The sequence below is a fragment of the Brucella sp. NBRC 12950 genome (assembly GCF_030268145.1).
In the GTDB taxonomy this organism is placed as follows: domain Bacteria; phylum Pseudomonadota; class Alphaproteobacteria; order Rhizobiales; family Rhizobiaceae; genus Brucella.
Genome location: NZ_BSQC01000006.1, coordinates 310,563 through 336,656, shown reverse-complemented (window position 1 = coordinate 336,656; position 26,094 = coordinate 310,563). Strand labels below are relative to the sequence as shown.

Genomic DNA, 26,094 nt, shown 5'->3' with positions numbered 1-26,094 from the left:
CTTTGTCCATATCAGGGACGTAATCCAGCATTCACAGTCATAGCAGGCGGTCGGTTTTAGCGAGTTCCGGCAGCTTGTTCTCAGAACGACGGAAAGTCTCTTTCCGCCGAAAAACTCCTATTGTCTAAAATCAAAGGGGAAACCTACTCAAATGAAGAAAATTCTAGCTGCATCGGTTGCTGTTCTGGCAATGTCGCAAGTTGCATCGGCTGCCGATACCATTGTTGCACCCGAGCCCGAAGCTGTTGAATATGTTCGCGTTTGCGATGCCTATGGCAAGGGCTATTTCTATATTCCCGGAACCGAAACCTGCCTGCGTTTTGCTGGTTATGTGCGTTATGATGTCAGTGGTGGCGATAATGCTTATGCGCGCGTACCGAGCACCCGGGATATGGATACTTATGCGCAGCTGACCCGTTTCACCTTCCGTTCCTTTACCGGAACCGAAACCGAACTCGGTACACTCAAGACAGTCACTGAAGTTCGTTATCAGTGGTACAATGGTGCAGATTCTTCGTCATCCGGCTCCCTGCGTTTGGGCTTTATTGAACTTGGTGGTCTGCTTGTCGGTCTCGATCAGTCGGCTTTTGTGACCTTCACGGACTATTTGGGCAATGTGCTCAATGATGACGTCATTCTCGCCGGTGGCTACCGCACGAACCTCATCAGCTATACCTACAAGAACAAGGAAGGCTTTTCGGCTACCTTGTCGCTTGAACAGGGCGGAAACACAGATGCAGACGTGGATGTTACCATCGACGATTACATGCCGCATGTGGTGGGTGGTCTGAAATATGCTCCGTCATGGGGCAGTATTGCAGGTGTAGCGGCCTATGACGCGCGCAACGAAGAATGGGCAGGTAAGGTCAAGGTCGACCTCAAAGTGAACAACAAGTTCTCGGTCTGGTCGCAGTTCGCGTATAAGTCCAATGATGACCATTACAAAGCCAATGCCAATGGCGAAGTCTATCGTATGGTAGATAGCTTCTACGGAACATGGGGTGGCGATTGGGCTTTGTGGGGCGGTCTTGCCTATCAGGCAACTGAAAAGGCAAAGCTCAACCTGCAGGTTGGCTATGATGCCAGCGAAACGCTGATGGCGACCGGCAATGTGAGCTATGCGCTGGTGCCGGGCTTCAATATCACCCCGGAACTCACCTATGTTCAGTGGAATAACAAGCGCATTGCGCTTGATGGTGAAGACGCATTCGGTTTGAAAGTCCGCTTTCAGCGTTCGTTGTAAGCGGTCAAAGAGAACTGGTGCTGTCTGTATGCAGGTAGCGCCAGCGACTAGCCATCAGGCGCTGTCTTTGAAAAGGACGCTCTGGTCGAAAAGATAGCGATGGGAGAGCGGCAGGCTTGCAGCGCCCATCGCTTTCCCATGAACACCGACTTTCCCTTCAATGATTTCGGGTGCCGAAAGACCTTGCAGGTCGATGCGCGTTAGCTCAAGCTTGGTTGCTTCAACGATGCTGTGGCGGACACTTTCTGGCAACCAGCCGTCAATAATCGCTGCAGGGAAATCAATGACAGACGCAGCTGCAACTGCCGCATGGGCCAGGCCGCGTGCGGCCAATGCAACCCAATCGTCTAGTAATTGACCGAAATCCGGCCAGCGTTCCGGGGAAAGCCACAGTTGTTCCGACGAGATACCGTGCTCACGCAACATGCGTTCAAGCACGAAGAGCGAAGCAGTATCGATCAACTGAATTGTTTCGCGAGCATCGTCTGTTCCGCGCATACGCATAGGCATGGAACCGAGAGCCCCAGCGTTGCCGGTGCGACCCGGATAGAGTGTGTTGTTTAAAACCACACCGCCACCGATAAATGACCCGATTGAGAAATAGACGAAATCGGCAAATTCAGGCCCGCGTCCGAATGTCAGTTCCGCGCCGCAGGCGGCCGTTCCGTCATTTTGCAGAAAGACAGGAAATGGCAAAGCTGACCCGAAATCATGGATAAGATCAGCATCAAGCCAAGCATTCATATCGGCGGCAGGTGCGCCAACTTCCTCGACCCAGTTCCATAGCTCGAACGGAAGCGCAATGCCGAGGCCTGCAATACGGGTGCGTTTATCTGCGTCAAGGGCTGCCGTAAACTCATTGATGCTGTCGAAAGCAAATTGGCGAATTTTATCGGGAACGGGCCAGGAATATGTGACGTGGCGGCGCTGCCGAATGTGACCGAGAAAATCCATCAGGATGATCTCTGCACTGCGCCGTCCAATCTTGAGGCCAAATGAGAATACGCCGTCGGCAGCAAGCCGCATGGGCATGGATGGTTGCCCCACACGCCCGCGCACGCGTTCGCCTTGTGTAATGAGGCCATCTTTTTCGAGTTCGCGAATGATCACAGAAATGGTTTGTGCGGAAAGCCCAGTCTTCCTCGCAATATCAGCACGCGCCATTGCACCATGTCGGCGCACCAACGCCAGTACAAGGCGTTCATTATAGGCGCGAACGCCAATCTGATTGGACCCACGATTAATACTCGCCCCGGTTTCGGCAAATTGTGGCAAAGTAGATTCAGCTGCTGCGGGTTCGCCGCGCTGCTCAGAATCACGTTCTGAAGTGTGCCTGACCATATCCTCTCCCAAGGTCCCGCATGTTGAAGTCGCGCCCGGAAATGTGTGAAACGATCTTCGGAACAAGATGCGCGATTAAACATAAGCTTAGCGTGTAGATCTGGTTCAATCAGATCCAAACCCGCTTCATCGTCGATTGGCCTACTCCATTCGATGAAGCAGAAGAAGCCCTCATTTGGCGAACATGTTAAATAAAAACATCAACTTAAGCGCCGGAATCGTACTTTAAGGAAACAAACCAGCCTCAATCTCCTAGCCAGAGAGTGGCACAGCAAATTAATAAATCAAGTGGATTTATTAATTGACTCTCTTGCGAAGCCGTGTTTTGCTTTCATCACGCCGGGGGAAGAGGAACCGGTTTCACTCTGGGAGGAGTTCATGAAGAAGACAGTTCTCTCGGCAGCGGTTGCTGCCTTTTCGCTTAGTGTGGCCGCTTCGGTTGCAGGCCCAGCCAATGCGGCGGATGTTGGTGCTTGCCTGATTACCAAGACCGACACCAACCCCTTCTTCGTTAAGATGAAGGAAGGCGCGATTGCAAAAGCCAAGGAGCTAGGCGTCAATCTCAAGACTTATGCAGGCAAGATCGACGGCGATTCCGAAAGTCAGGTCGCAGCAATCGAAACCTGTATTGCAGATGGTGCAAAGGGCATTCTGATTACCGCTTCTGACACAAAGGGCATCGTACCATCGCTGCAAAAAGCTCGTGACGCGGGTGCGTTGATCATTGCGCTTGATACGCCGCTGGAACCAGCGGATGCAGCAGATGCCACTTTCGCGACAGACAACTTCCTTGCTGGCGAACTGGTCGGCAAATGGGCCGCGGCAACGCTGGGCGATAAGGTGAAGGATGCGCGCGTGGCTTTCCTTAACCTCACCGCGTCGCAGCCAAGCGTTGACGTTCTGCGCGATCAGGGTTTTGCCGTTGGCTTTGGCATCGACCCGAAAGACAAGACCAAGCTCGGCGATGAAGATGATCCACGCATTGTGGGTCGTGATTTGACTGATGGTAATGAAGAAGGTGGCCGTCGCGCGATGGAAAACCTTCTCCAGAAAGATCCGACCATCAATGTCGTTCATACGATCAACGAACCTGCTGCAGCTGGTGCTTACGAAGCGCTCAAGGCCGTAGGCCGTGAAAAAGACGTGCTTATTGTTTCGATTGATGGCGGTTGCCCAGGCGTTAAAAACGTCGAAGCCGGCGTTATTGGTGCAACGTCGCAGCAATATCCGCTGCAGATGGCAGCTCTTGGCATCGAAGCTATCAAAAAATTCGCTGATAGTGGCGAAAAGCCAAAGCCGACAGAAGGCAAGACCTTCGTCGATACGGGAGTGGCGCTGGTCACTGACAAGCCGGTGGAGGGTGTGGAATCAATCGACACCAAAACTGCGCTCGGCAAGTGCTGGGGCTAATAGCTTAGAGCATTTCCGGTTATGATTGAGTCATTGGAAATGCTCTATCCGTTTGTTTTTTCGCGCTTCTTGTTCCAAAGACCGCTTCGCTAGTTTCGAGATGCGCTCTAGTGATAACTCGCATCCGGCAGCTTTTGCCGGATGCTCTTGCGCCTTAAAGCAGGAGATAGAAATGAGTGAGCCACAGGCGACGACCACCCCTGTAAAAGCATCAATGCAGGAATATGAAAAATCGCTCTCCCAAAGCGCAAGCGATGTCGCATCTTTTGATGCGGGCGATCAGTCTTTGCTCTATCGCCTTCGGCATTTTCTGCATCACAATCCCGCGGCCGTACCGTTGATTGTGCTGGTCATGTCGTTGCTGGTCTTCGGCATAACGCTTGGTGGAAAGTTTTTCTCCGCTTTCGCGCTGACACTTATTCTACAGCAAGTCGCGATTACAGGCATCGTGGCTGCGGCGCAGACTTTGGTGATCCTTACTGCCGGCATCGATCTCTCCGTCGGCGCAATCATGGTCTTATCTTCCGTGGTCATGGGGCAGTTCACATTCCGCTATGGCTTGCCTGCAGAGCTTTCCATTCTGTTCGGCTTTGCTACCGGTGCGCTTTGCGGTTTCATCAACGGGTTCTTGATCGCCTATGTGCGACTGCCACCATTTATTGTCACGCTCGGAATGTGGCAGGTGATCCTGGCGACGAACTTTCTTTATTCCTCGAACGAAACCATTCGTGCACAGGAGATTACAGCAGAGGCGCCTATCCTGCAGTTTTTTGGAGAAAGCATTCGCGTAGGTGGGGCAGTCTTCACCTATGGCGTTATCGCGATGGTACTTTTGGTTTTGTTACTCTGGTTCGTGCTAAACCACACGGCCTGGGGGCGCCATGTCTACGCCATCGGCGATGATCCGGAGGCTGCAAAACTATCAGGCGTTTCGGTTAAGCCGATACTCATGTCGGTTTATGTTCTGGCAGGTGTTATTTGCGCACTTGCTGGCTGGGCTATGATCGGGCGCTTGGGTTCTGTGTCACCGACTGCTGGACAGTTTGCCAACATTGAATCCATTACGGCTGTCGTGATCGGTGGGATTTCCCTTTTCGGCGGGCGTGGGTCCATCCTCGGCACAATGTTTGGCGCACTGATTGTTGGCGTTTTCTCGCTGGGTTTGCGCTTATGGGGCACAGATCCGCAATGGACCTATCTCCTGATTGGCGTTCTTATTATTGCCGCCGTCGCCATTGACCAATGGATCAGAAAGGCTGCCGCATGAAAACCTCTCCAACCCCGGTTCTTTCCGCACGCGGTCTCGTCAAGCGTTATGGACGCGTTACGGCACTCGACCATGCCGACTTTGACCTCTATCCGGGAGAAATCCTTGCTGTTATTGGCGACAATGGCGCTGGCAAATCGTCGCTTATCAAAGCGTTGTCAGGGGCCATCCGTCCCGATGAAGGCGAGATAATGCTTGATGGCAAGCCAGTTAGTTTCCATTCGCCAATGGAAGCGCGCCATGCAGGTATTGAGACGGTTTATCAGAACCTAGCTCTTTCTCCTGCACTTTCCATTGCGGACAATTTGTTTCTTGGACGCGAAATCCGCCGCAAGGGACCTCTTGGTTCAATACTCAGGATGCTTGATCGTGGAGCGATGGAAAAGATCGCGCGTGAAAAGCTTTCTGAACTCGGCCTGATGACCATCCAGAATATTGGTCAGGCGGTGGAAACCCTGTCAGGCGGTCAACGACAGGGTGTTGCGGTCGCGCGTGCCGCAGCTTTTGGTTCCAAGGTTGTCATCATGGATGAGCCGACGGCGGCACTTGGCGTAAAGGAATCTCGCCGCGTTCTGGAGCTTATTCAGGATGTGAAAGCGCGAGGAATGCCGATTGTGCTGATCTCGCACAACATGCCGCATGTTTTTGAAGTGGCTGATCGTATTCATATTCATCGTCTTGGCCGTCGTCTGACGGTGGTTGACCCTAAGGAATACTCGATGTCGGATGCCGTGGCATTAATGACAGGAGCAATGGCACCGCGCGCTGAAGCTGCTTGATTGGGTATATTCGGTCTGCGGGTGTGTCTGCCTGGTTGGTTTTTTAAGCAAAAAACGGCAACCCAATTAAAATCACAAAATGTCAGTCGAAATGAACAAGCAGCACTTACGAGAAGCCAGGAAACTGGTTACACATGGCGCAAATTCTAAGGAACTCTGCTTCAGAGACGTGAAACCGTTACAAGGCTGACCAATGTTTGAGTTTGATGACCCCCGATTTCGGCCTCTGTGGACTCGGGTATTGATCTCAGGAAGCTGTTTGGCTTGGGCTGCATTCGAGATTTCGATGGGGGCCGTCGGTTGGGCCATGTTGTTTGGCGCGCTTGGCCTCTGGTCGGCTTACCGTTTCTTTGTCACATTTAACCCGGACAAGAAAAAGCAGGATTAAGCAGGGCATTTTAGTTTCACGCTGCTAACGGGCACCTCGCTGAAATATCAAATTTCTCTTCAATAATTGTGAAGGGCGCGAGTCATCGACGCGTGCTCAAGCTGTTTGCGTGTGTTTTATGTGGGAAAATGACGGAGTTTGTGCGCGAGTAACATCATTTTAAAACATATTATCACATTTAAATCGTTATAATGTTATCCACATGATTGTGATGATATCAGAACGGTGTTACGTCCTCCGTGTCTCGGCCCACTATCGGGCGTGTCTTGAAGACATCCGCATGGAGATTGCCAGTAAATGAATTCCGTTTCCCCCGCTTCCAACGTGCTGCAACTGCCTCTTTTCCAGGAGCAGGGCGAATGACGATGGTAGGTAATTTCGCACCACTGGTTCTCGAAGGCGATAATGACCGTGTAGATGCGCAGGCTGCTGGAGAGTATCTGGACACTTGGGCGGGTCAGGATAGCTTGCGTCTTGCAACAAGCAGCGTCATCAAGGCAATTCTCGCAGGATCAGGCCGTCTCGCTGGTCGGATCGCGCGCGGCTCGCTTCCGGGTGATCCCGGCAAGCTGGTTGGCGTCAACAGCGATTCTGATCAGCAGAAGAGCATTGATGTCGGCTCGCACAATCTCTTCGTTGAATTGCTGATTGCGGCGGGTGCTGCATCGGTTCTGTCCGAAGAAGCGGATCTTCCTATTAAGGGTAAAGCGGATGGTCTGGTTGCGGTTGCAATCGACCCGCTCGATGGTTCCGGTAATGTGGGCTTAGGCGCACCGCTCGGCACCATTTTCTCGATCTTCCCTGCGGATACGGCAGAGCCATTCCTTCAGCCCGGTAATCGCCAGCTGGCAGCAGGCTATGTCTCGTTCGGCAACTCGATTGATCTCGCCTTCTCGGTCGGCGAAGGCGTTCTTTTTGCGACGCTTGATCCGGTCAGCGGCATCTTCCAGATCACCCGCAAGAATGTGACGCTTCCTGAGCGCACGTCCGATCTCGCTTATAATGCATCCGTATATCGTCATCTTTCGGCTGGCATGAAGGCCTATGTCGATGATTGCTACAACGGCAAGGACGGGCCGCGCGGACGCAATTTCAATATGCGCTGGTTGGGTGCAGCTGTCGGTGACATGCATCGCATCATGCAGCGCGGCGGCATCTTCTTCTACGTAGACGATGCGCGTCGGGGCTATGAAAAAGGCCGTCTGCGCCTCGTTTATGAAGCCAATCCGATTGCTTTCCTCAGCCAGCAGGCTGGTGGCAAAGCGACCAACGGTTCCACACCGATCCTTGATATCGTTCCAGAAACCTACCACGAGCGCAGTGCGCTGGTGTTTGGCGTTGCGGAAGAAGTCGATGTGCTCGGCGAATATTACGCGCGTTCGCGTAACTGATTTAGTTTAGGAGGAAACTCAGATGGCACGTATTACGCTGCGTCAATTGCTCGACCACGCTGCTGAACACAGCTATGGCGTTCCGGCTTTCAATATCAACAACATGGAACAGGCGCTCGCCATTATGGAAGCGGCGGATGCGACCAATGCGCCGGTTATCCTGCAGGCTTCGCGCGGTGCGCGTTCCTATGCAAATGATATTATGCTCCGTCACATGATGGATGCGGTCACAGAAATCTATCCGCATATTCCGGTTTGCGTGCATCTCGATCATGGCAATGAAGCTGCCACCTGCATGACTGCAATTCAGGCAGGCTTTACCTCTGTCATGATGGACGGCTCGCTCAAGGCTGACGGCAAGACGCCTGCCGATTGGGACTACAACGTCTCCGTTACGCGTCAGGTCAGTGAAATGTCCCACCTTGGCGGCATTTCGGTTGAAGGTGAGCTTGGTGTTCTCGGTTCGCTCGAAACCGGTATGGGTGAAGCAGAAGACGGTCACGGCGCGGAAGGTCAGCTTTCGCATGACCAGCTTCTGACCGACCCGGATGAAGCCGTGAAATTCGTGCGTGAAACCAAGGTCGATGCACTGGCAATCGCTATGGGCACCTCGCACGGCGCTTACAAGTTCAGCCGTAAGCCTGATGGTTCCGTGCTTGCAATGAACGTGATCGAAGAGATTCATCGTAAGCTGCCAAACACGCATCTTGTTATGCATGGATCGTCTTCGGTGCCGGAAGATTTGCAGGAGATCATCAACAGGTATGGCGGCAAGATGAAGCCAACCTGGGGTGTGCCTGTTGAGGAAATTCAGCGCGGCATCAAGCATGGCGTGCGCAAGATCAACATTGACACCGATAACCGCATGGCACTGACGGGCCAGATCCGCCGCGTGTTGCAGGAAGATCCGAGCGAGTTCGATCCACGTAAATATCTCAAGCCTGCAATGACTGCGATGACCAAGCTTTGCAAGGATCGCTTCGAGCAGTTCGGCACTGCTGGTCATGCTCAGTCAATTCGTCCGATCCCGCTGTCGGATATGGCAAAGCGTTATCGCGACGGTTCGCTGGATCCGAAGTTCAGCTAAATAGTCTAGCTTCAATGTAAAAAAGCGGCGGGAAACCCGCCGCTTTTTTTGCATTTTTGGACTTTGCTTAGACGATCAGCACTTGTTGTACTTGGCGTCGACTTCGTTGATCGCGTCGACATTACCAGCCGAACGGCCATTTTCGTCAAAGGTCTGTGCAAGGAACGCATCAGCAATGGTCTTCGCAACTTCCGAACCGATAACGCGTGCGCCCATGGTGATGATCTGCGCGTTGTTGGAGAGTGCTGCACGTTCTGCCGAATAGGTGTCGTGGGTCAACGCTGCGCGGATGCCCGGAACCTTGTTGGCCGCAATGCAAACCCCGATGCCGGTGCCGCAAACCAGAATTGCGCGGTCATAGGTGCCGTCGAGAACGGCGGATGCAACGCGGTCCGAGAGGTTTGCGTAGAATGCGTCTGCGCCAGCGTCCGTGCGGGAGATTTCGGACACTTCAAAACGATCCTTCAGATAATCTGCAAGAACCTTGGCCAGACCTTCACCGGCGCTATCGCCTGCTACTGCTACTTTCATGATATTGCTCCTTAATTGGCTTTGATGGTTTTGGCGCATTTCGCCAGAATATCGAGATAGCCTTCCACGTTCCATGCCGAACGGCCAATGAACAGGCCATCGATATGCGGGCAGGCAATGAGTTCTTCGCAGTTGCCGGGATTGACCGAGCCGCCATAGAGGCAAGGCACGCGACGGCCAAGGATGCCTTCGGCAACAGCAATAATTTCGGCCTGGCGGGCATCGGCGTAATCTGCCGAGGCTGGAATGCCATTTTCACCAATCGCCCAGACAGGCTCATAGGCAAACAGGATTTCGGCCTTTTTCTGTTCGTCCGAAAGCTTGGAAAGTGCGCCACGCACTTCTTCAGCAAGCACTTCCGCAGCGCGTCCGCTCTCGCGGTCTTCGAGCGTTTCGCCAATGCAGATAAGCGGGATCAGGCCGTGACGAACCGCTGCTTCAACCTTGAGGCCAACAGTTTCGTTGGTTTCGCCAAAGTTTGCGCGGCGTTCGGAATGGCCGAGTTCTACGATGTCGAGGTTGCAATCTTTCAGCATCAGCGGCGAAATTTCGCCGGTCCATGCACCGTGATCGGCCCAGTGCATGTTCTGCGCGCCAACCTTGACGGAGGTTTCCGACAGAATTTCCTTCACTTCACGAACATAAGTAAACGGTGGAATGACGAAGCGCTGAATGCCTGCCGAACGGCCAGCATCGGCGTCCTTCAGTGCGTTTGCGAAAACGCGTGCTTCCGCAAGCGTCTTGTTCATTTTCCAGCTCGTACCTACCCAGAATTTGGACATGCTTGAATGGTCTTTCTTCTCGTGTGTTATTCTGCAATTGTCAGTTTGATGCCTGCCGGCTCAAGTTCGGCCACAAGAGCATCGCCCGGCGATTTATCCGTGATGATCGCATCGAAATCGCCAAGATCAGCCATTACATGCAGGGCCGTGCGGCGGAAACGCTGATGATTGACCAGCAGGCATGTGCGAGTTGCCGACGCTGTCATGGCGCGCTTGGTGCGGACGACGTTTTCATCCATATGATAGACGAGACGCCCATTGACCGCAGGCGCGGAAATGAAGGCAATATCTGCGCTGAGTTTTGACAGGGCTTCCTCGGTCAGCAGGCCAAAGAACGCATTGAACTTTGCCGAAAATACGCCGCCGAGCGCGATCAGGTTGATGCCGCCTTCGCCCTTGAGATTTTCGATGATGACCGCATTGTTGGTAATCACCGTCAGCGGGCGCTTCTCAATCAACATGCTTCCGAGAACCGCAGCGGTGGAACCGTCATTAATCATCACGGTCATGCCGGGTTCGATCAGGTCAAGGGCCGCGCGGCCCATCTCGATCTTGGCTTCATTATCCTGCTGGACGCGAAAACGGAAATCGCTTTCAAACTGAGAGCCAGCATCCATGGTCGCTCCGCCGCGTACTTTGCGCAGCACGCCCGATTCTTCAAGCGAATCCAGATCGCGATGGATGGTCATTTTGGAGACAGCAAAGCGCTCGGAAAGATCATCGAGATCGACTGCATGATTTTCAATCAGCAGATTGATGATCGCCTGTCTTCTTTCATCGCGTTTCACGGAATTTCCGATCTCAGAGCGTGTTTGTTTATCACACAAACTTAAATCACAAAATCACAAAACAATCCATATAAAATGTGATTTTGTGATATTTTATTGATCGGCGTTGTGGCTATTGCAGAAGTACTTTGGCCGTGCGCTCGTCGGTAATCAGGCCATAAAGGCGACCGCTCCTCAGCACCGACCGGATAGCGCCTGCCTTGGTGATCCCGCCAGCAAGCCCGATAATACGGCTCATATCGGCATTTTCGACCGAAGCGGCAATGGTGCGTGCCGTCAACCCTGTTTCAAGCCGCGTTCCGTTGATGTCGAAGAAATGTCCAAGCATTTCGCCGACAGCGCCACGCTCTGCGATCTCTTCCATCTCCGACAGATCGATCACGCCGGATGTGACGAGCTGCGCATGGGCGTCGACAGTACCGATGCCGACAATCTTAAGTTCGGCCTGACAGCCCATTTCAAAGACGCTGGTAACACCCTTCTGGGCCAGTAGGACTTCGCGATCTTCTGCTGTATTTGCAAAGAAAGGCACCGGCATCACATAAGCAGGTCTGCTGGTCTTCTCGGCGATGCGATGCATGACGTCATGTGGATTGGCCGCAAAATTTCGCGTCAGACCACCAAGCAGCGACACAAATTGCAGATCCTTGGCCGCCACGCGCGGCATGTGATTGACCGCTGCTGAAAGCGTGCGGCCATGGCCGAGGCCAATAACCTCATGATCGCCATGCTCGATCTCGCGACGCAGAAATTCAGCACCGGCGGTTCCGAGCGACAAAAGAGGCAAATCATCTTCCCCAAGATCAGGAGCGACTTCGCAGTATTCAAGATTATATTGCTCTGCGAGGCGGTTTTCGAGGTCGATGCATTCGGTGATATCGCCGTCGATTGTTACCTTAACCGCTCCGTCGGCAACGGCCTTGGCGATCAGCCGGTGGGCCTTCACGGAAGGCAAACCCAAGCGTTTTGCAACAGATGACTGGGTCATCCCAGCAATAAAATGGAGCCAGGCTGCACGAAGGGCCAAGGAATCGTCTGAATCTGCCATTTTCGCGCTGCCTGCTCCCGATTCTTTATTCTTTTCTTGTAGTTATATTCTCAAGTCACTCGCGCCTGTGTCAATGTGGGGTGCCCAGAAGGCCACACTTTCTGCAATCTGCGGGATAACTTCACGGTCGTTTGGCTCGCGTTCCTTGAACGAGAGTTCGAGGCAGATTTCGTTATCCACTGCACCGCCTTCGGCAAAAGCCTTCAGCAACGGTTCAGGCTGAATGCGGCCCTTGGCATTGAAAGCAGCCGTGAAAGGACGATGACCGCCCTTATCCATAAGGCTCTGCTTGATGTGAATGATCGGTGAGACCTTGGGCACGGCGCGCGCCCATGCATAGGGGTCAAAATCGCCCGGGTTGGCGGATGTGACATCGCCGTGATCGATGTCGGCCATCATCCACATTGGAACTGCCATATTGGCGGCCGTCAGCCGATCCTGAAGCTTGATGCTTTCAGCGATTGTGTCTCCAAATTCACGACCGATGCTCATTGGTTCCCAGAAGACATATTCGAGACCGGCACCTCGGGCATGTTCGGCAACTTGCGCCCAGCAGTCGATCGCAATCTTGATCAGCTCTTCGCGGCGTTCAGGATTGTCAAAATCCTTGTAGGTGAAAATCGCAAACTGTGTGCCGACCGACTTGCCGCCGAGATCGCCAATAATATCGGCAAATGTCTTGAACCAGTCGATGTAATAGCGACGAACTTCGGCATCCGGATGACCAAAGTGGTTGAGGCGGCCATAGGGGCCAGTCATGCCGGACGTTACGCGAACACCGGTGCGCTCTAAAGCCTTATCCATGTCGCGCGTTAGGCGACGAATGGTAGAAGCCTGCCAGCTCGGATTAATGAACTCGTGCGTGAGCTGCAGATCGCGTAGCCGCAGGTCGCGCGCAACGGTTTCGATCAGATCATCCGGCTCTGCAAAGCGGTTAACAAGCGGATTGGTGTTCAGCGAAAGCGTAAGGGCCATGGTGTCCTCGGATGTCGCGCTTTATGCAGCAAGTTTGGCGTTCTCGAACCATGCAATGAAAGCAGTGCGTTCGGCTTCGGTCAGGTGCAGATAGTGCTTGGTGCGGCGGTATAGAATATCGTTCGCCGTCTTCGCCCATTCTTTCGAAATGAGATAGCGAACTTCAGCCTCATAGAGGTCACCGCCGAAATGCTGTCCAAGACCGTTAAGATCGGATGCACCTGCAACGACGTCCTTGGTGCGGGCACCATAGAGACGTCCGTAGTGATGGACGAGCTTGCGCGGCATCCATAGATAGCTGTCGCGGAGGCTATTTGCGAAGGTTTCGTAATCCGCATTCGGGATTTCGCCGCCTGGAAGCGGTGCACCATGAGTCCAGTCTCCCCCCATATTCGGGAAGATATGTTTCAAGCGATGCATACCGCGCTCTGCGAGCTCGCGGAATGTGGTGATCTTGCCGCCAAACACATTCAGCAGTGGCGCGTCGTTGGTCTCATCCAGATCGAATACATAATCTCGAGTGACGGCTGATGGATTGCCCTTGCCGTCATCAAACAGCGGACGCACGCCGGAGAAGCTGTGAAGCACGTCTTCGCGGCGCAGCTTTTCCTTGAAATAGCGGTTTACTGCGGTGAGCAGGTAATCGATTTCTTTTTCGTCTGCGCTGACGTCTTCGGCACGGCCTTCATAAGCGATATCGGTGGTGCCGATGAGCGCCTTGTCGCCTTCATATGGATTGATGAAGATCACGCGCTTGTCGTGGTTCTGAACCAGATAGGCATTTGCACCCGACCAGAACTTTGGCACGATGATGTGGCTACCCTTGACTAGACGTACATTGCGCGAAGAATTTGAGCCAGCGACATTGGTGATAACGTCTGTAACCCACGGACCTGCGCAATTGACGATACAGCGCGCGCGGAAGCTGCGCACTTCGCCAGTATCGCGGTTTTTGGTTTCAACGACCCATCCACCTTTTTCGCGACGTGCGGAAGTAACTGGCGTACGGGTCAGAATGGTCGCGCCTTTTTCAGCGGCGCCTACAGCATTTAGAACGACGAGGCGGGCGTCATCAACCCAGCAGTCGGAATACTCGAAGCCCTTGGTATATTGATCGAGAATAGGAGTGCCTTCCGGGTCGCGCTTCAGATCAAGTGTGCGGGTTCCGGGCAGTTTCTTGCGGCCGCCAAGATGGTCGTAAAGAAACAGCCCAAGGCGGACGAGCCAAGCCGGACGATCCTGCGGGCTGTGTGGCAGAACAAAGCGCATCGGCCAGATAATATGCGGTGCCGCGTTAAGCAGAACTTCGCGCTCGATCAACGCTTCGCGTACAAGGCGGAATTCGTAATATTCGAGATAACGCAGGCCACCATGCACCAGCTTACCTGAGCGGGACGAAGTGCCTTCGGCGAGGTCGTCTTTTTCCGCCAGCACAACCTTGAGGCCGCGCCCGGCTGCATCACGAGCCACGCCCGCGCCGTTGATCCCGCCACCAATCACAAACAGATCGTAGATTTCCGGTTCAGCCATTTCATGCTCCTTCGGATGCCGGCATTCCGGCAAAATAATAAGTAATTTCAGCCGATTGTCTAATTATCTATCAGCTGCAAGCTTGTCCCAGATAGGCTCTAACGCCAGTCTAGCGTCCTTGTAGGCCGTGAAGAGTTCGTCATAGCGTTTTGCGTGCACTTCATCAGGCGCTTCGGTGGCGCCAAGCAGTGGGGTCACCCATTCAGCTATACAGTCATCCATGGAGTTATAAGCGCCGATCGCAACCGCAGCCATCATGGCTGCCCCTGCTGCTCCTGCTTCTTCACGAGATGAAACGCGTACAGGTGCGTTGACCGCTGCAGACAAGGTGCTGCGCAGTGCGCGAGAGCGTGCAGCACCGCCTGTCAGGCGCAATTCGGCGGGCATATCACCCATGGCCGCATAGCAATCCCGTGTCGCCATACCGAGACCTTCGACCACGGAACGAACCAATTCTGGGAAACGATCGCGGCTTGAAAGACCGATAAACCCCGCGCGGGCAAAAGCGTTGACAAAAGGCCCGCGTTCTCCGGCTTCCGAAATATAAGGATGGTAAAGCAGCGCGCCGGGCCGGCTTGCGTTAAACCACTCATCCAGGCGAGGGATCAGATCGCTCAGCGAGACTTTTTTCTCTTCCGTCGACATGAGGTCGGCAGCAATCTGCAGAATCCAGTCGATGTTGATCGTTGCACCCATGTTGGTCTGAACCTGCGTGACGATGCCCGGAATCGGCAGAGCAATGACGTAACCCGTACCTTCCGCATTCAGATGAATGTCGGAAACTTGTTTTGCGCGCATATGCACGCCGGTCGATCCGATCGTCGAACAGCCCGCATCGGCTGCACCACAATAGACGCCCGCTCCAAGTGCGGTCATCACCATGTCGACATAACCGAGGCTAACTGGCGTTCCGGCCAAAAGACCTGTCGCCGCGGCTGCTTCGGGGGTTAGCGGATTCTGGTTCTGAGTGCCGTCCACGATTTCGGGCAGTAAACTGCGGCGCTTTTTAAGGCCGAGAGCTTCAATAACCACATCGTCATATTGACGATTGCGGAAATTACCGAAGGTGAAACTGGCTTCTGAAGGGTCTGTGGCGCGGATACCTGTAAGGTTGAGGTAAAGCCAATCCTTGCAATGAAGGGCGACTTCCGCATTGTCGAGCAGTTCCGGCACAAAACTGTCCATATGCGCCATCTGGGTACCTTGCTGGCAGGTATTGAGGCCTGTGCCGGTCGCTTCAAAGCGCGCGCGGTTCATCGGCCCTGCTGCAAGTCTAGTGACTGTATTGGCCGCGCGGGCGTCGAGCCAGATCCAGGCATCACCAACAGGCTTGTTGTCTCGCCCGACCAGCCATGTACCATCACCCTGGCCGGTGACAGAAACAGCCGCGGTGCGCTGGCTTAAGTTTGGAATTTTCTCGGCAAGGCCACGCAATGCGCTGGCGCAGTCTTCCCACGTTTGGGAAAGCGACTGTGTAACTGCGCCATGTTCGCCGGTTTCATATTTGTTTCGGACAGCTGCCGAATCGAGTTGTCGACCGTTAAGGTCGAATGCCACAGCCTTGACGACGGATGTGCCCGCGTCGATGCCGATGATTATATCACCTTGACCACGCATGACTTGATTATGCTTTCCCGATGAGGTCCTTGGCGGACATTTGGATTCCTCCCGCGACGAAATTTGTCGCTCGCTACCCACGTTTTTAATGAAAATGGGCCTTCGCTTATGATCGAGATAACATAACGATAACGACCTGTCTGTAAATTTTTCGTGGGTAAGCATTTTTTTTCACCAAAAGGTGATTATGGTGAAAATTACGGGTCGAACCTCAACTTCTTTGTGGATGGATTAGCTTCTTCTGCTGGAAGAAAAGAGGTGGTTTTTGCGTATATATGATTGTTTTTCAATGATAAAAAATGGAAATAGTATTTTATGCAAAGCCATGTATTGCCGGTGATAGCTTTTAAAACCAAGTCTCTGCGTAACATTCGCAGCGGTGAAATTAACGGCAGAATGGTCAGTTTTTAGCCTGAAGCCGTGCGAAACTCGGGGCGCTACAAAAACATCCGATTGACAGTTATAGGTGTTTATAACATCATTATTGAAGTTGATAACATGTCGCTACCATAGCATATGGTCGCGGCGCATCTGTTTCCATGCTGCGCGGAGGGGCGGGGCCAGGGAATTATGTGGAGGATCGTCATGCATAAATTTGTTACTCCCATATCCACCTGCTCTGGCTTCCGTTTGGCTGCTGCTGGTCGGGTGCTTTATCGCGAGTGCAGTCTACAAGCGGTATGAATTCAGCCGCATAATCCGTTTTTTACAACGACAATCCGGCAGAATTTGCTGAAGGCGTTTGATTATGAGTACACAAGCTAATCAAGTTTCACAGAAGCCCGCCAAGCTGAACCGCGCAGTCCTCTGGAGTGTGGTCGCTGCGGTCGTGGTTGTCGGTGCGATTGGATTTGACACGAAAGTCGTGAAGATCGGCTCGGACGCTGATGTGCGTCAGCAGGTTTTCTCACCTGATGCCTATGGCGCATCTGAGTTTCCAAAGGTCAAGGCAAGCGTTGAAGAACGTGCCGCGGATGCTGTTGAAGTTGGCACCGCACTTGCTGCCGATAAGGATGCAGCCGGTAAGAAATATGGCGTCGGCAGCGTGAACCCGGTTATCCCGGTCAAGTTCACTGGCACTGTCGAAGAACGTAAGTCGAACTATAATGTCATCAAGGTCGATGGTTTCCCTGAAGGCATGGCAATTCGCGTTCAGACGGGTCCTGCCGTAAATGGCACCGATCTGCGTGATGCAACCGGTACAATCGAATTTGGTCAGTTCAAGAACCAGATTGAGTTCCAGAACGCCGGTTCCGCTCTCAACAACGAGATGAAGAAGCAGGTTCTCGAAAGTATCGATGTCGATAATCTCGTCGGCAAGACAGTTTCAGTCACGGGCGTTTTCAAGCTGGTCAACCCGAAAAATTGGTTGGTTACGCCAGTGGGGTTTGAAGTAAAATGACCGTTCAAGCCAAAGTTGAAGGCAAGCACGGCGAGGTCGTTCTTTCCGCACATGATGTCGCTAAGGCCTATGGACGTATCAATGCGCTCAAAGGCGTGAACTTTGAAATCCGTCGCGGTCAGGTCACAACGCTTTTTGGCGAAAATGGTGCTGGCAAGTCGACGCTGATGAAGGTCCTGTCGGGTGTCATTCAGCCAACTTCGGGCACGATCATCCTTGATGGCGAACCGGTCGTGTTCAATTCTTCAACCGAAGCACGCGACCGTGGCATTTCGATTATCCATCAGGAGCTGAGTCTCGCGCCCAATATGAATGTGCGCGACAATATCTTCATGGGACGCGAAATTCGCAGTGCAACGGGTGTCAATTTTGCAGAAGAAGAACGCCTGACCCGCGAACTTCTTGCAGAACTTGAAGAAGACATCGATCCGCTAACCCCTGTTGAAGAGCTTCGTCTTGGCCAGCAGCAGGTTGTCGAGATCGCGCGTGCGCTTTCGGTCAATTCGCGCATTCTGATCATGGATGAACCGACGTCAGCGCTTAGTGCTTCGGAAGTTGAGGTGCTGTTCAAGGTCATTCGCGACCTGACAGCGCGTGGCGTGGCGATTGTCTATATCTCTCACCATCTGGAGGAAGCACTGCAGATCACCGATCATGCCGTGGTTTTGCGTGATGGTACCATGACCGCATATGCACCGCGTGCCGATATTGATCTAGAATGGATCGTTCGCAACATGGTGGGCGAAAACTTCGATCTTGGTTCGCCTCCGACCGGTTACGAATGGGGCGATGTCGCACTTTCCGTGGAAGGTCTGACGGTTCAGGACAAGTCCGGTGACTTCGCACTTGTCGACAATATGTCATTGAATGTTCGTGCCGGTGAGATCGTTTGTATTTACGGCCTGATGGGTGCGGGACGTACCGAACTTCTTGAAACGGTAGCAGGCCGCCTCAAGGCGAATTCGGGCAGCATTCTGCTTGAAGGCAGGGATGTCGCAGGCCTCACAATTGCCCAACGCATTGATCAGGGTCTTGTTCTTGTGCCGGAAGACCGTCAGCGTGATGGTCTAGTGCAGACGATGACAGTTGGCCGCAATCTTTCGCTCGCAAGCATTGGCGAAATGACGAAAGGCCTTTTCACCTCGACAAAGCGTGAAAAGAACATCGTAGATCAGTCGATCAAGAATGTTCACATCAAGACGGATGGTGGCGAAGCCGCAATCGGTTCGCTGTCTGGTGGCAATCAGCAGAAGGTCGTTATTGGCAAGATGCTGGCGACAGAGCCAAAGGTTATCCTTCTGGATGAGCCAAGCCGCGGTATCGATATTGGTGCCAAGGCGGAAGTCTTCAAGCTGCTGGCCGAAAAGGCAAAGGACGGGCTTGCAGTCGTCTATACGACATCTGAAGTTGGCGAATGCCTCAGCATCGCTCATCGTATCATCGTTATGCACCGTGGACGCATCTCGGCCGAATTCGGCTCCGATGTCTCCAAGGAAAAGATCATGGCCGCCTCGGGCGAGTCTATGGTCGGTCACTAAAATAGTTATGGAGCACTGATAGAATGTCAGTCACGAGCACCAACGAAAAAAAGGCGGCGTCCACCGGGACAAAGCGCAAAACCAGCATCGTGCATTTGCTGCTCGAAGGCCGTGCGTTCTTTGCGTTGATTGCGATCATCGCAGCCTTTTCGTTCCTTTCGCCTTATTACTTTACCGTCAATAACTTCCTCATCATGTCCTCGCATGTGGCCATTTTTGGCTTGCTGGCGATTGGTATGCTGCTGGTCATCCTCAACGGCGGTATTGATCTTTCGGTCGGCTCTACATTGGGTCTTGCGGGCGTTGTAGCGGGCTTCCTCATGCAGGGCGTCAACATTCCGGAACTGGGTGTTATCCTTTATTTCCCGGTTTGGGCGGTTGTCATCATCACCTGTGCTCTGGGCGCCTTTGTTGGGGCGGTGAACGGTGTTCTGATCGCTTATCTGCGCGTTCCGGCCTTCGTGGCGACGCTCGGCGTGCTTTATTGCGCACGCGGTGTAGCATTGCTGATGACCAATGGTCTGACTTACAACAATCTTGGCGGTCGTCCTGAGCTTGGCAATACGGGGTTTGACTGGCTCGGTTTCAACACGCTTTTTGGCGTGCCGATTGGCGTTCTGGTACTTGCTGTTCTCGCCATCATCGTTGCAATCGTACTCAACCGCACCGCATTTGGCCGCTGGCTCTATGCTTCGGGCGGTAATGAACGTGCAGCTGAATTGTCGGGCGTCCCAGTGAAGCGCGTGCAGATCTCTGTCTATGTGATTTCGGGCATCTGTGCTGCAATCGCTGGTCTGGTTCTGTCATCGCAGCTGACGTCCGCGGGTCCGACCGCAGGCACCACTTACGAGCTGACGGCAATCGCTGCTGTCGTGATCGGCGGCGCAGCGCTTACGGGGGGACGTGGTACAATTCTCGGCACGCTTCTCGGCGCCTTTGTTATCGGTTTCCTTTCCGATGGCCTCGTTATCATCGGCGTATCGTCCTATTGGCAGACCGTCTTTACGGGTGCAGTGATCGTGCTCGCAGTTCTGCTCAACAGCATTCAATATTCCCGACGTTGATAATTACGGCTCCGTCCACCGTTCCGGGCGGAGCCGGTTCTTCGGGGGTAGCGAAAACTTTCCAAGACGGCGATCTAGCTTGAAACTCTCGCCCACTGGAAATGGTCACGCCGGGAAACCGGCAAAACTCAACGATAATTTTACGGGAGTGAGATATGTTTAAGAAGGGTATGCGCGTTCTGTTTGCTGCCGCTGCAGCATTGCCGCTTATCGCCAGCACCGCATGGGCTGAAGGTCTGATCTCGATCGTGGTCAACGATCCTTCGAACCCATATTGGTACACCGAAGGTGAAATCGCCAAGAAGACCGCTGAAGGCCTCGGCTATTCAGCTGTTGTTGGCGGCCACAAGGGCGACACCAATACCGAAAGCAACCTGATCGATACCGCGATCACCAACAAGTCGGTCGCGATCATTCTCGACCCGGCAAATGCTGATGGTTCGGTCGGTGCAGTCAAGCGCGCTGTCGCAGCTGGCATTCCAGTGTTTCTTGTAAACGCTGAAATCAACCAGGAAGGCCTCGCGAAGGCACAGCTCGTTTCCAACAACGCCCAGGGCGCAGCACTCGGTGCAACACAGTGGGTTGAAAGCGTGGGTGAAGAAGGCAAGTATGTTGAGCTGTTCGGTTCGCCGTCGGACAATAATGCTGCCACCCGTTCGAACGGCTATGAAACTGTTCTTTCGCAGTATCCAGACCTCGTAAAGGCTGGTCAGGACGTTGCTAACTGGAACCGTACCCAGGGCCACGACAAGATGCAGGCTCTTCTTCAGGCAAACCCAGACATCATCGGCGTTATTTCAGGTAACGACGAAATGGCTCTCGGTGCGATTGCTGCTCTGAAGAAGGCTGGCAAGCTCGATAAGGTCAAGGTTGGTGGTTTTGACGGATCGCCAGACGCAGTTGCTGCGATCAAGGCTGGTGAACTGCAGTACACTGTTCTACAGCCTGTTGCTATCTTCTCTGAAGCTGCCGTCAAGCAGGCCGACACCTTCATCAAGACTGGTAAGACCGGCGTTGACCAGGAAAAGCAGCTTTTCGATTGCTTCCTGATCACCAAGGACAATGTCGACAAGTACACTGCTCCGTTCGTTCTGGAACAGTAAGAACTGAAAGATGGAGCGCGGGCTTGGTCTCGCGCTCCTCTCTCTATTTTTCGTACCGATGCTATGAATCGGGACCGGTCAATTATTGAGCGGGCTGGGGACGAGTGGTAAGCATGGTCACAAGCAACAAAGCAAGCATAGACAACTTGATGACAGAGCAGGTGCCGAACGATAGTCGGCATGCACGTCAGATGGTTCGTCGCCAGCAAATTGCTGAAATGATTATGTCGGAAGGATCGGTGCGGATCGAAGATCTGACTGAACGTTTCGCAATCAGCCTCATGACCGCGCATCGGGACGTGGATGAGCTGGTCAGTCGCGGCCTGTTTCGCAAATCACGCGGTATTGTTTCCGCAGCCCCCACTAGCCTTATTGAAGCAAGCGATCTCTATCGAGTTGCGCGTCAATCTGAAGAAAAGAAACTGATCGCTGAAGCCGCGATGCAATTCGTAGAGCCCGGTCAGGCCATTTTCTTCGATGACTCAACAACTGTTCTTCAAATGGTTCCCTATCTTGCCGATAAAGGACCGCTGACGGTTATTACCAATTCGCTGATCCTGATGAATGAAGTGCGTGACATGAAAGATGTCACGTTGCTCGGTCTTGGTGGTCAGCTTTACAACTGGTGCAACGCCTTCGTCGGCAGCATGACGATCCATGAAATCCGCCGCCTGCGTGCTGACGTGGCTTTCATTTCGATCGCTGCAATTACTGACGATCTGCTGTTCCATCAATCTCCGGAAATGATCGAAACAAAGCGCGCCATGCTGGAATGTGCTGCAAAGCGTGTGCTGTTGACAGATCACACGAAATTCGAGCGCCGGGCGCTACACAATTTCGGCGCACTCAATGATTTCGATGTGGTTATTGTCGATGACAAGACTGCACATGAACATATTGAACGCATGCAGGCGCAGAACATCAATGTTGTTATCGCCAGTTCTGGCGGAACAAGAGAATAAGCTTCAGTACTTCATCGCATACATATCAGGAAATACGTTCCATGCCGTCTCTGTTGGGAATTGATAGCGGACTGACCGTCACCAAGGCCGTAATATTTGACGTTGATGGCTCGACGCTTGCCGTTGCCCGCCGCCGCGTCGCGCAATCCTTCCCACGCCCTCGCCATGTCGAGCGCGACATGGATGAATTCTGGAATGCGACTGCAGATGCAATTGCTGAAGCACTCTCAAAATGTGGACGCCCTGCATCAGATATTCTTGCTATTGCAACCACCGCCCATGGTGACGGCATCTACATGCTCGATAAAGATCGCCGCCCGCTTGGTAAAGGCATTCTGTCACTGGATAGCCGTGCCGTTGATGTGGCTGAGCGCTGGTTGAACAGCCCTGTCGCAGAACAGTCGATTGCGATCACCGGTCAATTGCCACACGCCTCTGCACCGTCCGCCATTCTGGCCTGGGTCAAGGAAAATGAGGCCGAACGCTATGGGCGCATCGGGCATGTGGTTGCATGTAAGGATTGGTTGCGTTTCTGTCTTACGGGCGAAGTCGGCACTGATCGCACCGAGGCATCGACGTCTTTCACTGATTACAAAACGCAAGACTATTCCAAAGACGCGCTCAAATTTTTCGGCCTTGAAGCACTTTGGGATGCGCTGCCGCCGATGTCGCGCTCGGATGAGATTGTTGGTGGTGTTTCGCAAGAATGCGCAAACCGTACCGGGCTTGTTGCTGGGACACCTGTTGTTGGCGGCCTGCATGATGTGACTGCTTCTGCGCTGGGTGTTGGCGGTCTCAAGATTGGTACAGTTGCGGTTGTCGCCGGGACCTATTCGATCAATGAAACGCTGTCGTCTAAGCCCAATGTCGATAAGAGCTGGTTCTGCCGCAATGGGATTGCGCCGGGAGAGTGGAACAATATGTCCATCTCACCTGCTTCCACTGCAAATTACGACTGGTTTCTCGACAAGCTCTGCCCGGCGGAACGTCTTGAAGCTGACAAAACCGGTCGCTCGATCCACGATATGCTTCGCCCGGAAATCGATGCAGCACTGGCCAAGCCTTCAACAGCTCTGTTTCATCCCTATCTGTTTGGCTCGCCTTTCGGTGCGATGGCTAGTGGCGCGTTCTTCGGCCTGCGCGGTTGGCAGGAACGTGGCGATATGCTGCGCGCGGTCTGGGAAGGCATTGCCTTTAACCACCGTATTCATGTCGACCATCTGAAAAGCGGTTTTGAAATTTCCGCGGCGCGTCTGACCGGCGGCGTGTCGCGCAGTCCATCTTTTGCGCAGATGTTTGCCAATGTGCTGGGGATGCCGGTCACGGTCACCGATACGGATGAGGCGGCAGCATGGGGTGCGGCACTTTGTGCAGGTAAGGGCGCTGGCGTTTTCACAGATGTTTACAGCGATCCGCGTGATCTTGATGCAATTGGCCGGACTTATACACCGGATGCGGCGCGCAGCGAGCAGTATGAAAAGCGCTACGCGCTGTTCAAGGAAATCGCATCTGCACTTGGATCGATGTGGCCTAAGATCGATGCTCTGACGGATTGAAATCCAATGCGCCTCTAAGCGCACCGAATATGTAAAGACAGTGAAATGAACGATTTCGTAAACAGCGCTCAAATGAAGAACCGCATTAGTCAACTCGAAGCTGATGGTGTTGATGTGCTCATCCTGGGTGCGGGTATCAATGGCGCGGGTCTCTATCGCGATCTGAGTGAACAGGGTGTGAGCTGTTTCATCGTCGATAAGGGCGACTTTGGTTCCGGCACGAGTGCTGCCCCATCACGCCTCATTCACGGCGGCCTCAAATATCTCGAAACCGGAGAATTTGGTCTCGTGGCGCAATCAACCGTTGAGCGTAATATCCTGCTCAAAAACGCGCCGCATAATGTCCGGCCGCTGCCGACATTTATTCCTGTTTTCTCCTGGACCAAGGGTATTGCCGCAGCACTTCGTACCTTGTTCGGCTCAACTACAGCACCGCGCAGCCGTGGCGCGGTTCTCATCAAGATTGGTCTTGGTCTTTACGATTATTTTGGTGCGCGTGAACGCGTTATGCCAAAGCATAATTTTCTCTTCAAAAAGAGTGCCTTGAAGGAAATGCCATACATGACGCCGTCTATCGTGGCGGGTGGCATTTATTATGATGCATGGGTGAGTAAGCCGGAACGTCTGGTTTATGAGCTTGTCAGCGACGGCGTGAAAGCCAATCCAAAGAGCGCAGCAGCCAATTTCAGTTCCATTGTTGCAGCCCGTGACGGGGCCGTGAGCTTTGAAGGGCCGGATGGCGCTGCTTTCACGATCAAGCCAAAGATCGTCATAAATGCCGCTGGTCCGTGGATCGATCATGTCAACGCGGCACTTGGCAAAGAAACCAAGATGATTGGCGGCACCAAGGGTTCGCATATCCTTGTAGATCATCCCGAGCTGGTGAAGAGCCTGAAGGGCCGGATGATCTATTTTGAAGCCGATGATGGTCGTATCTGCCTTGTCTATGATTATCATGGTCTGGCGCTGGTCGGTTCGACGGATATTCCGGCAAACAATCCGGATGAGGTTTTCGCGGAAGACAAGGAAATCGATTACTTTATCGAGAGCCTGCGTTCGCTGCTGCCGAAGCTGAAATTTGATCGCAGCCAGATCATTTATACCTATAGCGGCATTCGCCCGCTGCCTGCCTCCAATGCGTCGGAGCCGGGGCTTATCAGCCGTGATCATTCCGCACCGGTTATTGAGCCGGATGCAGGCCGTCCTTTCGCGATCATCTCGCTGGTTGGCGGTAAGTGGACGACGTTCCGCGGTTTCGCGGAAGAAGTGGCAGATACGGTACTCAAGCGCTTTGGTCGCGAGCGTCTCAAATCAACCCGCACTTTGACCATCGGCGGCGGCAAGGATTACCCGGCCGATGAGAGCGCACGCGCCGCATGGGTCGCGAGACATGCCAAGGAAACCGGGCTTGCAGTCGAACGTGTCGCGACACTTTTGCAGCGTTATGGCACGACTGCTCTGCCGATCATTCAGGACGAAGCCAAAGTTGGCGTTACACTTCTGCCCGATACAGACAGCATCAGCCGTGCGGAAATTGCGTGGATTGCGCGAAATGAGCTGGTGGTGCATCTCTCGGACGTTGTTCTGCGACGTACAACACTGGCAATTGACGGGGCGCTGTCGAATGCCAATCTTGCGGCAATCTCCGACATTCTCAGCGTTGAATTTGGTTGGGACGCGGAGCGTAAGGCGCAGGAGCTCGAGCTTGTTATTGCCGAGCTTTCCAAACGCCACGGCATGAAGCTTGGCGATCAGCCAGCGAAACGCCGCTAACGCGCATTTTTGTCTTAAAACCGTTTCAAACTTTCCCGGGCGGGCGCTCAAGATCGGCATTTTGCCATTTCTTTGCGATGTCGCAGCACTATCTTATGCACGGACAGGAGAACGCTATGGAAATCAAAAGAAATGGATCTGCGCCATCAAGTGTGGGTCCTGCAGACTGGTTCACGGGCAAGGTTCGCATTGACCCGTTGTTTTCGCCCAATGAAGCGAGGCGCGCTGCAGCGGCTACCGTGACATTTGAACCGGGTGCCCGGACCGCTTGGCACACACATCCACTGGGCCAGACACTGATTGTTACCGCAGGTTTGGGGTTGGTGCAGCGTGAGGGCGGACCGATTGAAGAAATCCGTCCCGGCGATGTCGTCTGGTTCGAACCAGATGAAAAGCATTGGCATGGTGCTTCACCAAAAAATGCGATGACCCATATTGCCATGCAGGAGCAGCTCGACGGTAAAGTCGTTGACTGGATGGAGCATGTGACGGACGCTCAGTATCCGAGTGTCTAAATGA

The 26,094-nt window shown here is 53.4% G+C and carries 23 protein-coding genes; 15 read left to right on the top strand and 8 right to left on the bottom strand.

Annotation, left to right across the window (positions count from 1 at the left end; all coding sequences use genetic code 11):
- Window positions 1-151: 151 nt before the first annotated feature.
- Window positions 152-1,243: a porin gene (locus tag QSJ70_RS12790; protein WP_285536812.1), complete on the top strand. Its 1,092-nt coding sequence runs from the start codon at window positions 152-154 to the stop codon at window positions 1,241-1,243.
- A 54-nt stretch (window positions 1,244-1,297) separates the two neighbouring features.
- Here QSJ70_RS12790 and QSJ70_RS12785 read toward each other — a convergent pair whose 3' ends face one another.
- The gene (locus QSJ70_RS12785) at window positions 1,298-2,584 is read right to left on the bottom strand and encodes an ROK family transcriptional regulator (protein ID WP_252349099.1); all 1,287 of its coding nucleotides are present in this window, start codon (window positions 2,582-2,584) and stop codon (window positions 1,298-1,300) included.
- 378 nt (window positions 2,585-2,962) lie between these two features.
- Here QSJ70_RS12785 and QSJ70_RS12780 point away from each other — a divergent pair, with 378 nt between their 5' ends.
- The 6 genes from QSJ70_RS12780 (at window position 2,963) to fba (ending at window position 8,906) form a co-directional block, all read left to right on the top strand.
- The gene (locus QSJ70_RS12780; protein WP_215778342.1) at window positions 2,963-3,994 is read left to right on the top strand and encodes a sugar ABC transporter substrate-binding protein; all 1,032 of its coding nucleotides are present in this window, start codon (window positions 2,963-2,965) and stop codon (window positions 3,992-3,994) included.
- 172 nt (window positions 3,995-4,166) lie between these two features.
- Window positions 4,167-5,261: an ABC transporter permease gene (locus QSJ70_RS12775; RefSeq protein WP_215778343.1), complete on the top strand. Its 1,095-nt coding sequence runs from the start codon at window positions 4,167-4,169 to the stop codon at window positions 5,259-5,261.
- Entirely contained in the window at window positions 5,258-6,040 is a 783-nt protein-coding gene (locus QSJ70_RS12770) for an ATP-binding cassette domain-containing protein (RefSeq protein WP_215778345.1), read from the top strand. Before QSJ70_RS12775 ends, QSJ70_RS12770 begins: the two co-directional genes overlap by 4 nt.
- Before the next feature lie 259 nt (window positions 6,041-6,299).
- Window positions 6,300-6,428 (top strand): hypothetical protein, encoded by a 129-nt coding sequence (locus QSJ70_RS12765; protein ID WP_256443865.1) that lies wholly within the window; start codon window positions 6,300-6,302, stop codon window positions 6,426-6,428.
- Between the two features lie 359 nt (window positions 6,429-6,787).
- Complete coding sequence (locus QSJ70_RS12760; protein WP_285536804.1) at window positions 6,788-7,819, top strand: class 1 fructose-bisphosphatase; 1,032 nt, start codon at window positions 6,788-6,790, stop codon at window positions 7,817-7,819.
- Window positions 7,820-7,841: 22 nt separating this feature from the next.
- Window positions 7,842-8,906, top strand: coding sequence for a class II fructose-bisphosphate aldolase (fba, locus tag QSJ70_RS12755; RefSeq protein WP_285536802.1), 1,065 nt, complete (start codon window positions 7,842-7,844; stop codon window positions 8,904-8,906).
- A gap of 75 nt (window positions 8,907-8,981) precedes the next feature.
- Here the strand turns inward: fba and derI are convergent, their stop codons facing one another.
- The 7 genes from derI to QSJ70_RS12720 form a co-directional block, all read right to left on the bottom strand.
- Complete coding sequence (derI, locus tag QSJ70_RS12750; protein ID WP_094540588.1) at window positions 8,982-9,437, bottom strand: D-erythrulose-4-phosphate isomerase; 456 nt, start codon at window positions 9,435-9,437, stop codon at window positions 8,982-8,984.
- Window positions 9,438-9,448: 11 nt separating this feature from the next.
- Complete coding sequence (locus QSJ70_RS12745) at window positions 9,449-10,219, bottom strand: triose-phosphate isomerase (RefSeq protein ID WP_215778354.1); 771 nt, start codon at window positions 10,217-10,219, stop codon at window positions 9,449-9,451.
- Window positions 10,220-10,245: 26 nt separating this feature from the next.
- Complete coding sequence (locus QSJ70_RS12740) at window positions 10,246-11,007, bottom strand: DeoR/GlpR family DNA-binding transcription regulator (RefSeq protein WP_007878294.1); 762 nt, start codon at window positions 11,005-11,007, stop codon at window positions 10,246-10,248.
- A 112-nt stretch (window positions 11,008-11,119) separates the two neighbouring features.
- Window positions 11,120-12,055, bottom strand: coding sequence for a sugar-binding transcriptional regulator (locus tag QSJ70_RS12735; protein WP_285536791.1), 936 nt, complete (start codon window positions 12,053-12,055; stop codon window positions 11,120-11,122).
- A 42-nt stretch (window positions 12,056-12,097) separates the two neighbouring features.
- Window positions 12,098-13,030, bottom strand: coding sequence for a TIM barrel protein (locus QSJ70_RS12730; protein ID WP_215778360.1), 933 nt, complete (start codon window positions 13,028-13,030; stop codon window positions 12,098-12,100).
- Between the two features lie 21 nt (window positions 13,031-13,051).
- Entirely contained in the window at window positions 13,052-14,560 is a 1,509-nt protein-coding gene (locus QSJ70_RS12725; RefSeq protein ID WP_215778361.1) for a glycerol-3-phosphate dehydrogenase, read from the bottom strand.
- A 63-nt stretch (window positions 14,561-14,623) separates the two neighbouring features.
- Window positions 14,624-16,177 carry an FGGY-family carbohydrate kinase gene (locus QSJ70_RS12720; RefSeq protein WP_215778362.1) on the bottom strand — a complete coding sequence of 518 codons (1,554 nt, stop codon included), beginning with the start codon at window positions 16,175-16,177 and terminating at the stop codon, window positions 14,624-14,626.
- A gap of 748 nt (window positions 16,178-16,925) precedes the next feature.
- Between QSJ70_RS12720 and QSJ70_RS12715 the strand changes: the two genes are divergently transcribed.
- The 8 genes from QSJ70_RS12715 (at window position 16,926) to QSJ70_RS12680 (ending at window position 26,090) form a co-directional block, all read left to right on the top strand.
- Window positions 16,926-17,579, top strand: coding sequence for a DUF2291 family protein (locus tag QSJ70_RS12715; protein WP_215778363.1), 654 nt, complete (start codon window positions 16,926-16,928; stop codon window positions 17,577-17,579).
- A complete protein-coding gene (locus QSJ70_RS12710; RefSeq protein ID WP_285536788.1) occupies window positions 17,576-19,117 on the top strand; it encodes a sugar ABC transporter ATP-binding protein in 1,542 nt (513 codons plus the stop codon). The genes QSJ70_RS12715 and QSJ70_RS12710 overlap by 4 nt, the downstream gene beginning before the upstream one ends.
- Before the next feature lie 23 nt (window positions 19,118-19,140).
- Entirely contained in the window at window positions 19,141-20,181 is a 1,041-nt protein-coding gene (locus QSJ70_RS12705; protein ID WP_215778365.1) for an ABC transporter permease, read from the top strand.
- A gap of 155 nt (window positions 20,182-20,336) precedes the next feature.
- Window positions 20,337-21,284 (top strand): D-ribose ABC transporter substrate-binding protein, encoded by a 948-nt coding sequence (locus tag QSJ70_RS12700; RefSeq protein WP_007878309.1) that lies wholly within the window; start codon window positions 20,337-20,339, stop codon window positions 21,282-21,284.
- Window positions 21,285-21,397: 113 nt separating this feature from the next.
- The gene (locus QSJ70_RS12695; RefSeq protein WP_215778366.1) at window positions 21,398-22,246 is read left to right on the top strand and encodes a DeoR/GlpR family DNA-binding transcription regulator; all 849 of its coding nucleotides are present in this window, start codon (window positions 21,398-21,400) and stop codon (window positions 22,244-22,246) included.
- A 41-nt stretch (window positions 22,247-22,287) separates the two neighbouring features.
- Window positions 22,288-23,802 carry an FGGY-family carbohydrate kinase gene (locus QSJ70_RS12690; RefSeq protein ID WP_215778367.1) on the top strand — a complete coding sequence of 505 codons (1,515 nt, stop codon included), beginning with the start codon at window positions 22,288-22,290 and terminating at the stop codon, window positions 23,800-23,802.
- A gap of 45 nt (window positions 23,803-23,847) precedes the next feature.
- Window positions 23,848-25,575 (top strand): glycerol-3-phosphate dehydrogenase/oxidase, encoded by a 1,728-nt coding sequence (locus tag QSJ70_RS12685; protein WP_502871679.1) that lies wholly within the window; start codon window positions 23,848-23,850, stop codon window positions 25,573-25,575.
- A 116-nt stretch (window positions 25,576-25,691) separates the two neighbouring features.
- Complete coding sequence (locus tag QSJ70_RS12680; protein WP_215778369.1) at window positions 25,692-26,090, top strand: (R)-mandelonitrile lyase; 399 nt, start codon at window positions 25,692-25,694, stop codon at window positions 26,088-26,090.
- Window positions 26,091-26,094 lie beyond the last annotated feature (4 nt).

Bases quoted from the DNA above. Each gene is read 5' to 3' on its own strand.
- QSJ70_RS12790 (WP_285536812.1), top strand. From the start codon at position 152: ATGAAGAAAATTCTAGCTGCATCGGTTGCTGTTCTGGCAATGTCGCAA.
- QSJ70_RS12785 (WP_252349099.1), bottom strand. From the start codon at position 2,584: ATGGTCAGGCACACTTCAGAACGTGATTCTGAGCAGCGCGGCGAACCC.
- QSJ70_RS12780 (WP_215778342.1), top strand. From the start codon at position 2,963: ATGAAGAAGACAGTTCTCTCGGCAGCGGTTGCTGCCTTTTCGCTTAGT.
- QSJ70_RS12775 (WP_215778343.1), top strand. From the start codon at position 4,167: ATGAGTGAGCCACAGGCGACGACCACCCCTGTAAAAGCATCAATGCAG.
- QSJ70_RS12770 (WP_215778345.1), top strand. From the start codon at position 5,258: ATGAAAACCTCTCCAACCCCGGTTCTTTCCGCACGCGGTCTCGTCAAG.
- QSJ70_RS12760 (WP_285536804.1), top strand. From the start codon at position 6,788: ATGACGATGGTAGGTAATTTCGCACCACTGGTTCTCGAAGGCGATAAT.
- fba (WP_285536802.1), top strand. From the start codon at position 7,842: ATGGCACGTATTACGCTGCGTCAATTGCTCGACCACGCTGCTGAACAC.
- derI (WP_094540588.1), bottom strand. From the start codon at position 9,437: ATGAAAGTAGCAGTAGCAGGCGATAGCGCCGGTGAAGGTCTGGCCAAG.
- QSJ70_RS12745 (WP_215778354.1), bottom strand. From the start codon at position 10,219: ATGTCCAAATTCTGGGTAGGTACGAGCTGGAAAATGAACAAGACGCTT.
- QSJ70_RS12735 (WP_285536791.1), bottom strand. From the start codon at position 12,055: ATGGCAGATTCAGACGATTCCTTGGCCCTTCGTGCAGCCTGGCTCCAT.
- QSJ70_RS12730 (WP_215778360.1), bottom strand. From the start codon at position 13,030: ATGGCCCTTACGCTTTCGCTGAACACCAATCCGCTTGTTAACCGCTTT.
- QSJ70_RS12725 (WP_215778361.1), bottom strand. From the start codon at position 14,560: ATGGCTGAACCGGAAATCTACGATCTGTTTGTGATTGGTGGCGGGATC.
- QSJ70_RS12720 (WP_215778362.1), bottom strand. From the start codon at position 16,177: ATGCGTGGTCAAGGTGATATAATCATCGGCATCGACGCGGGCACATCC.
- QSJ70_RS12715 (WP_215778363.1), top strand. From the start codon at position 16,926: ATGAGTACACAAGCTAATCAAGTTTCACAGAAGCCCGCCAAGCTGAAC.
- QSJ70_RS12710 (WP_285536788.1), top strand. From the start codon at position 17,576: ATGACCGTTCAAGCCAAAGTTGAAGGCAAGCACGGCGAGGTCGTTCTT.
- QSJ70_RS12705 (WP_215778365.1), top strand. From the start codon at position 19,141: ATGTCAGTCACGAGCACCAACGAAAAAAAGGCGGCGTCCACCGGGACA.
- QSJ70_RS12700 (WP_007878309.1), top strand. From the start codon at position 20,337: ATGTTTAAGAAGGGTATGCGCGTTCTGTTTGCTGCCGCTGCAGCATTG.
- QSJ70_RS12695 (WP_215778366.1), top strand. From the start codon at position 21,398: ATGGTCACAAGCAACAAAGCAAGCATAGACAACTTGATGACAGAGCAG.
- QSJ70_RS12690 (WP_215778367.1), top strand. From the start codon at position 22,288: ATGCCGTCTCTGTTGGGAATTGATAGCGGACTGACCGTCACCAAGGCC.
- QSJ70_RS12685 (WP_502871679.1), top strand. From the start codon at position 23,848: ATGAACGATTTCGTAAACAGCGCTCAAATGAAGAACCGCATTAGTCAA.
- QSJ70_RS12680 (WP_215778369.1), top strand. From the start codon at position 25,692: ATGGAAATCAAAAGAAATGGATCTGCGCCATCAAGTGTGGGTCCTGCA.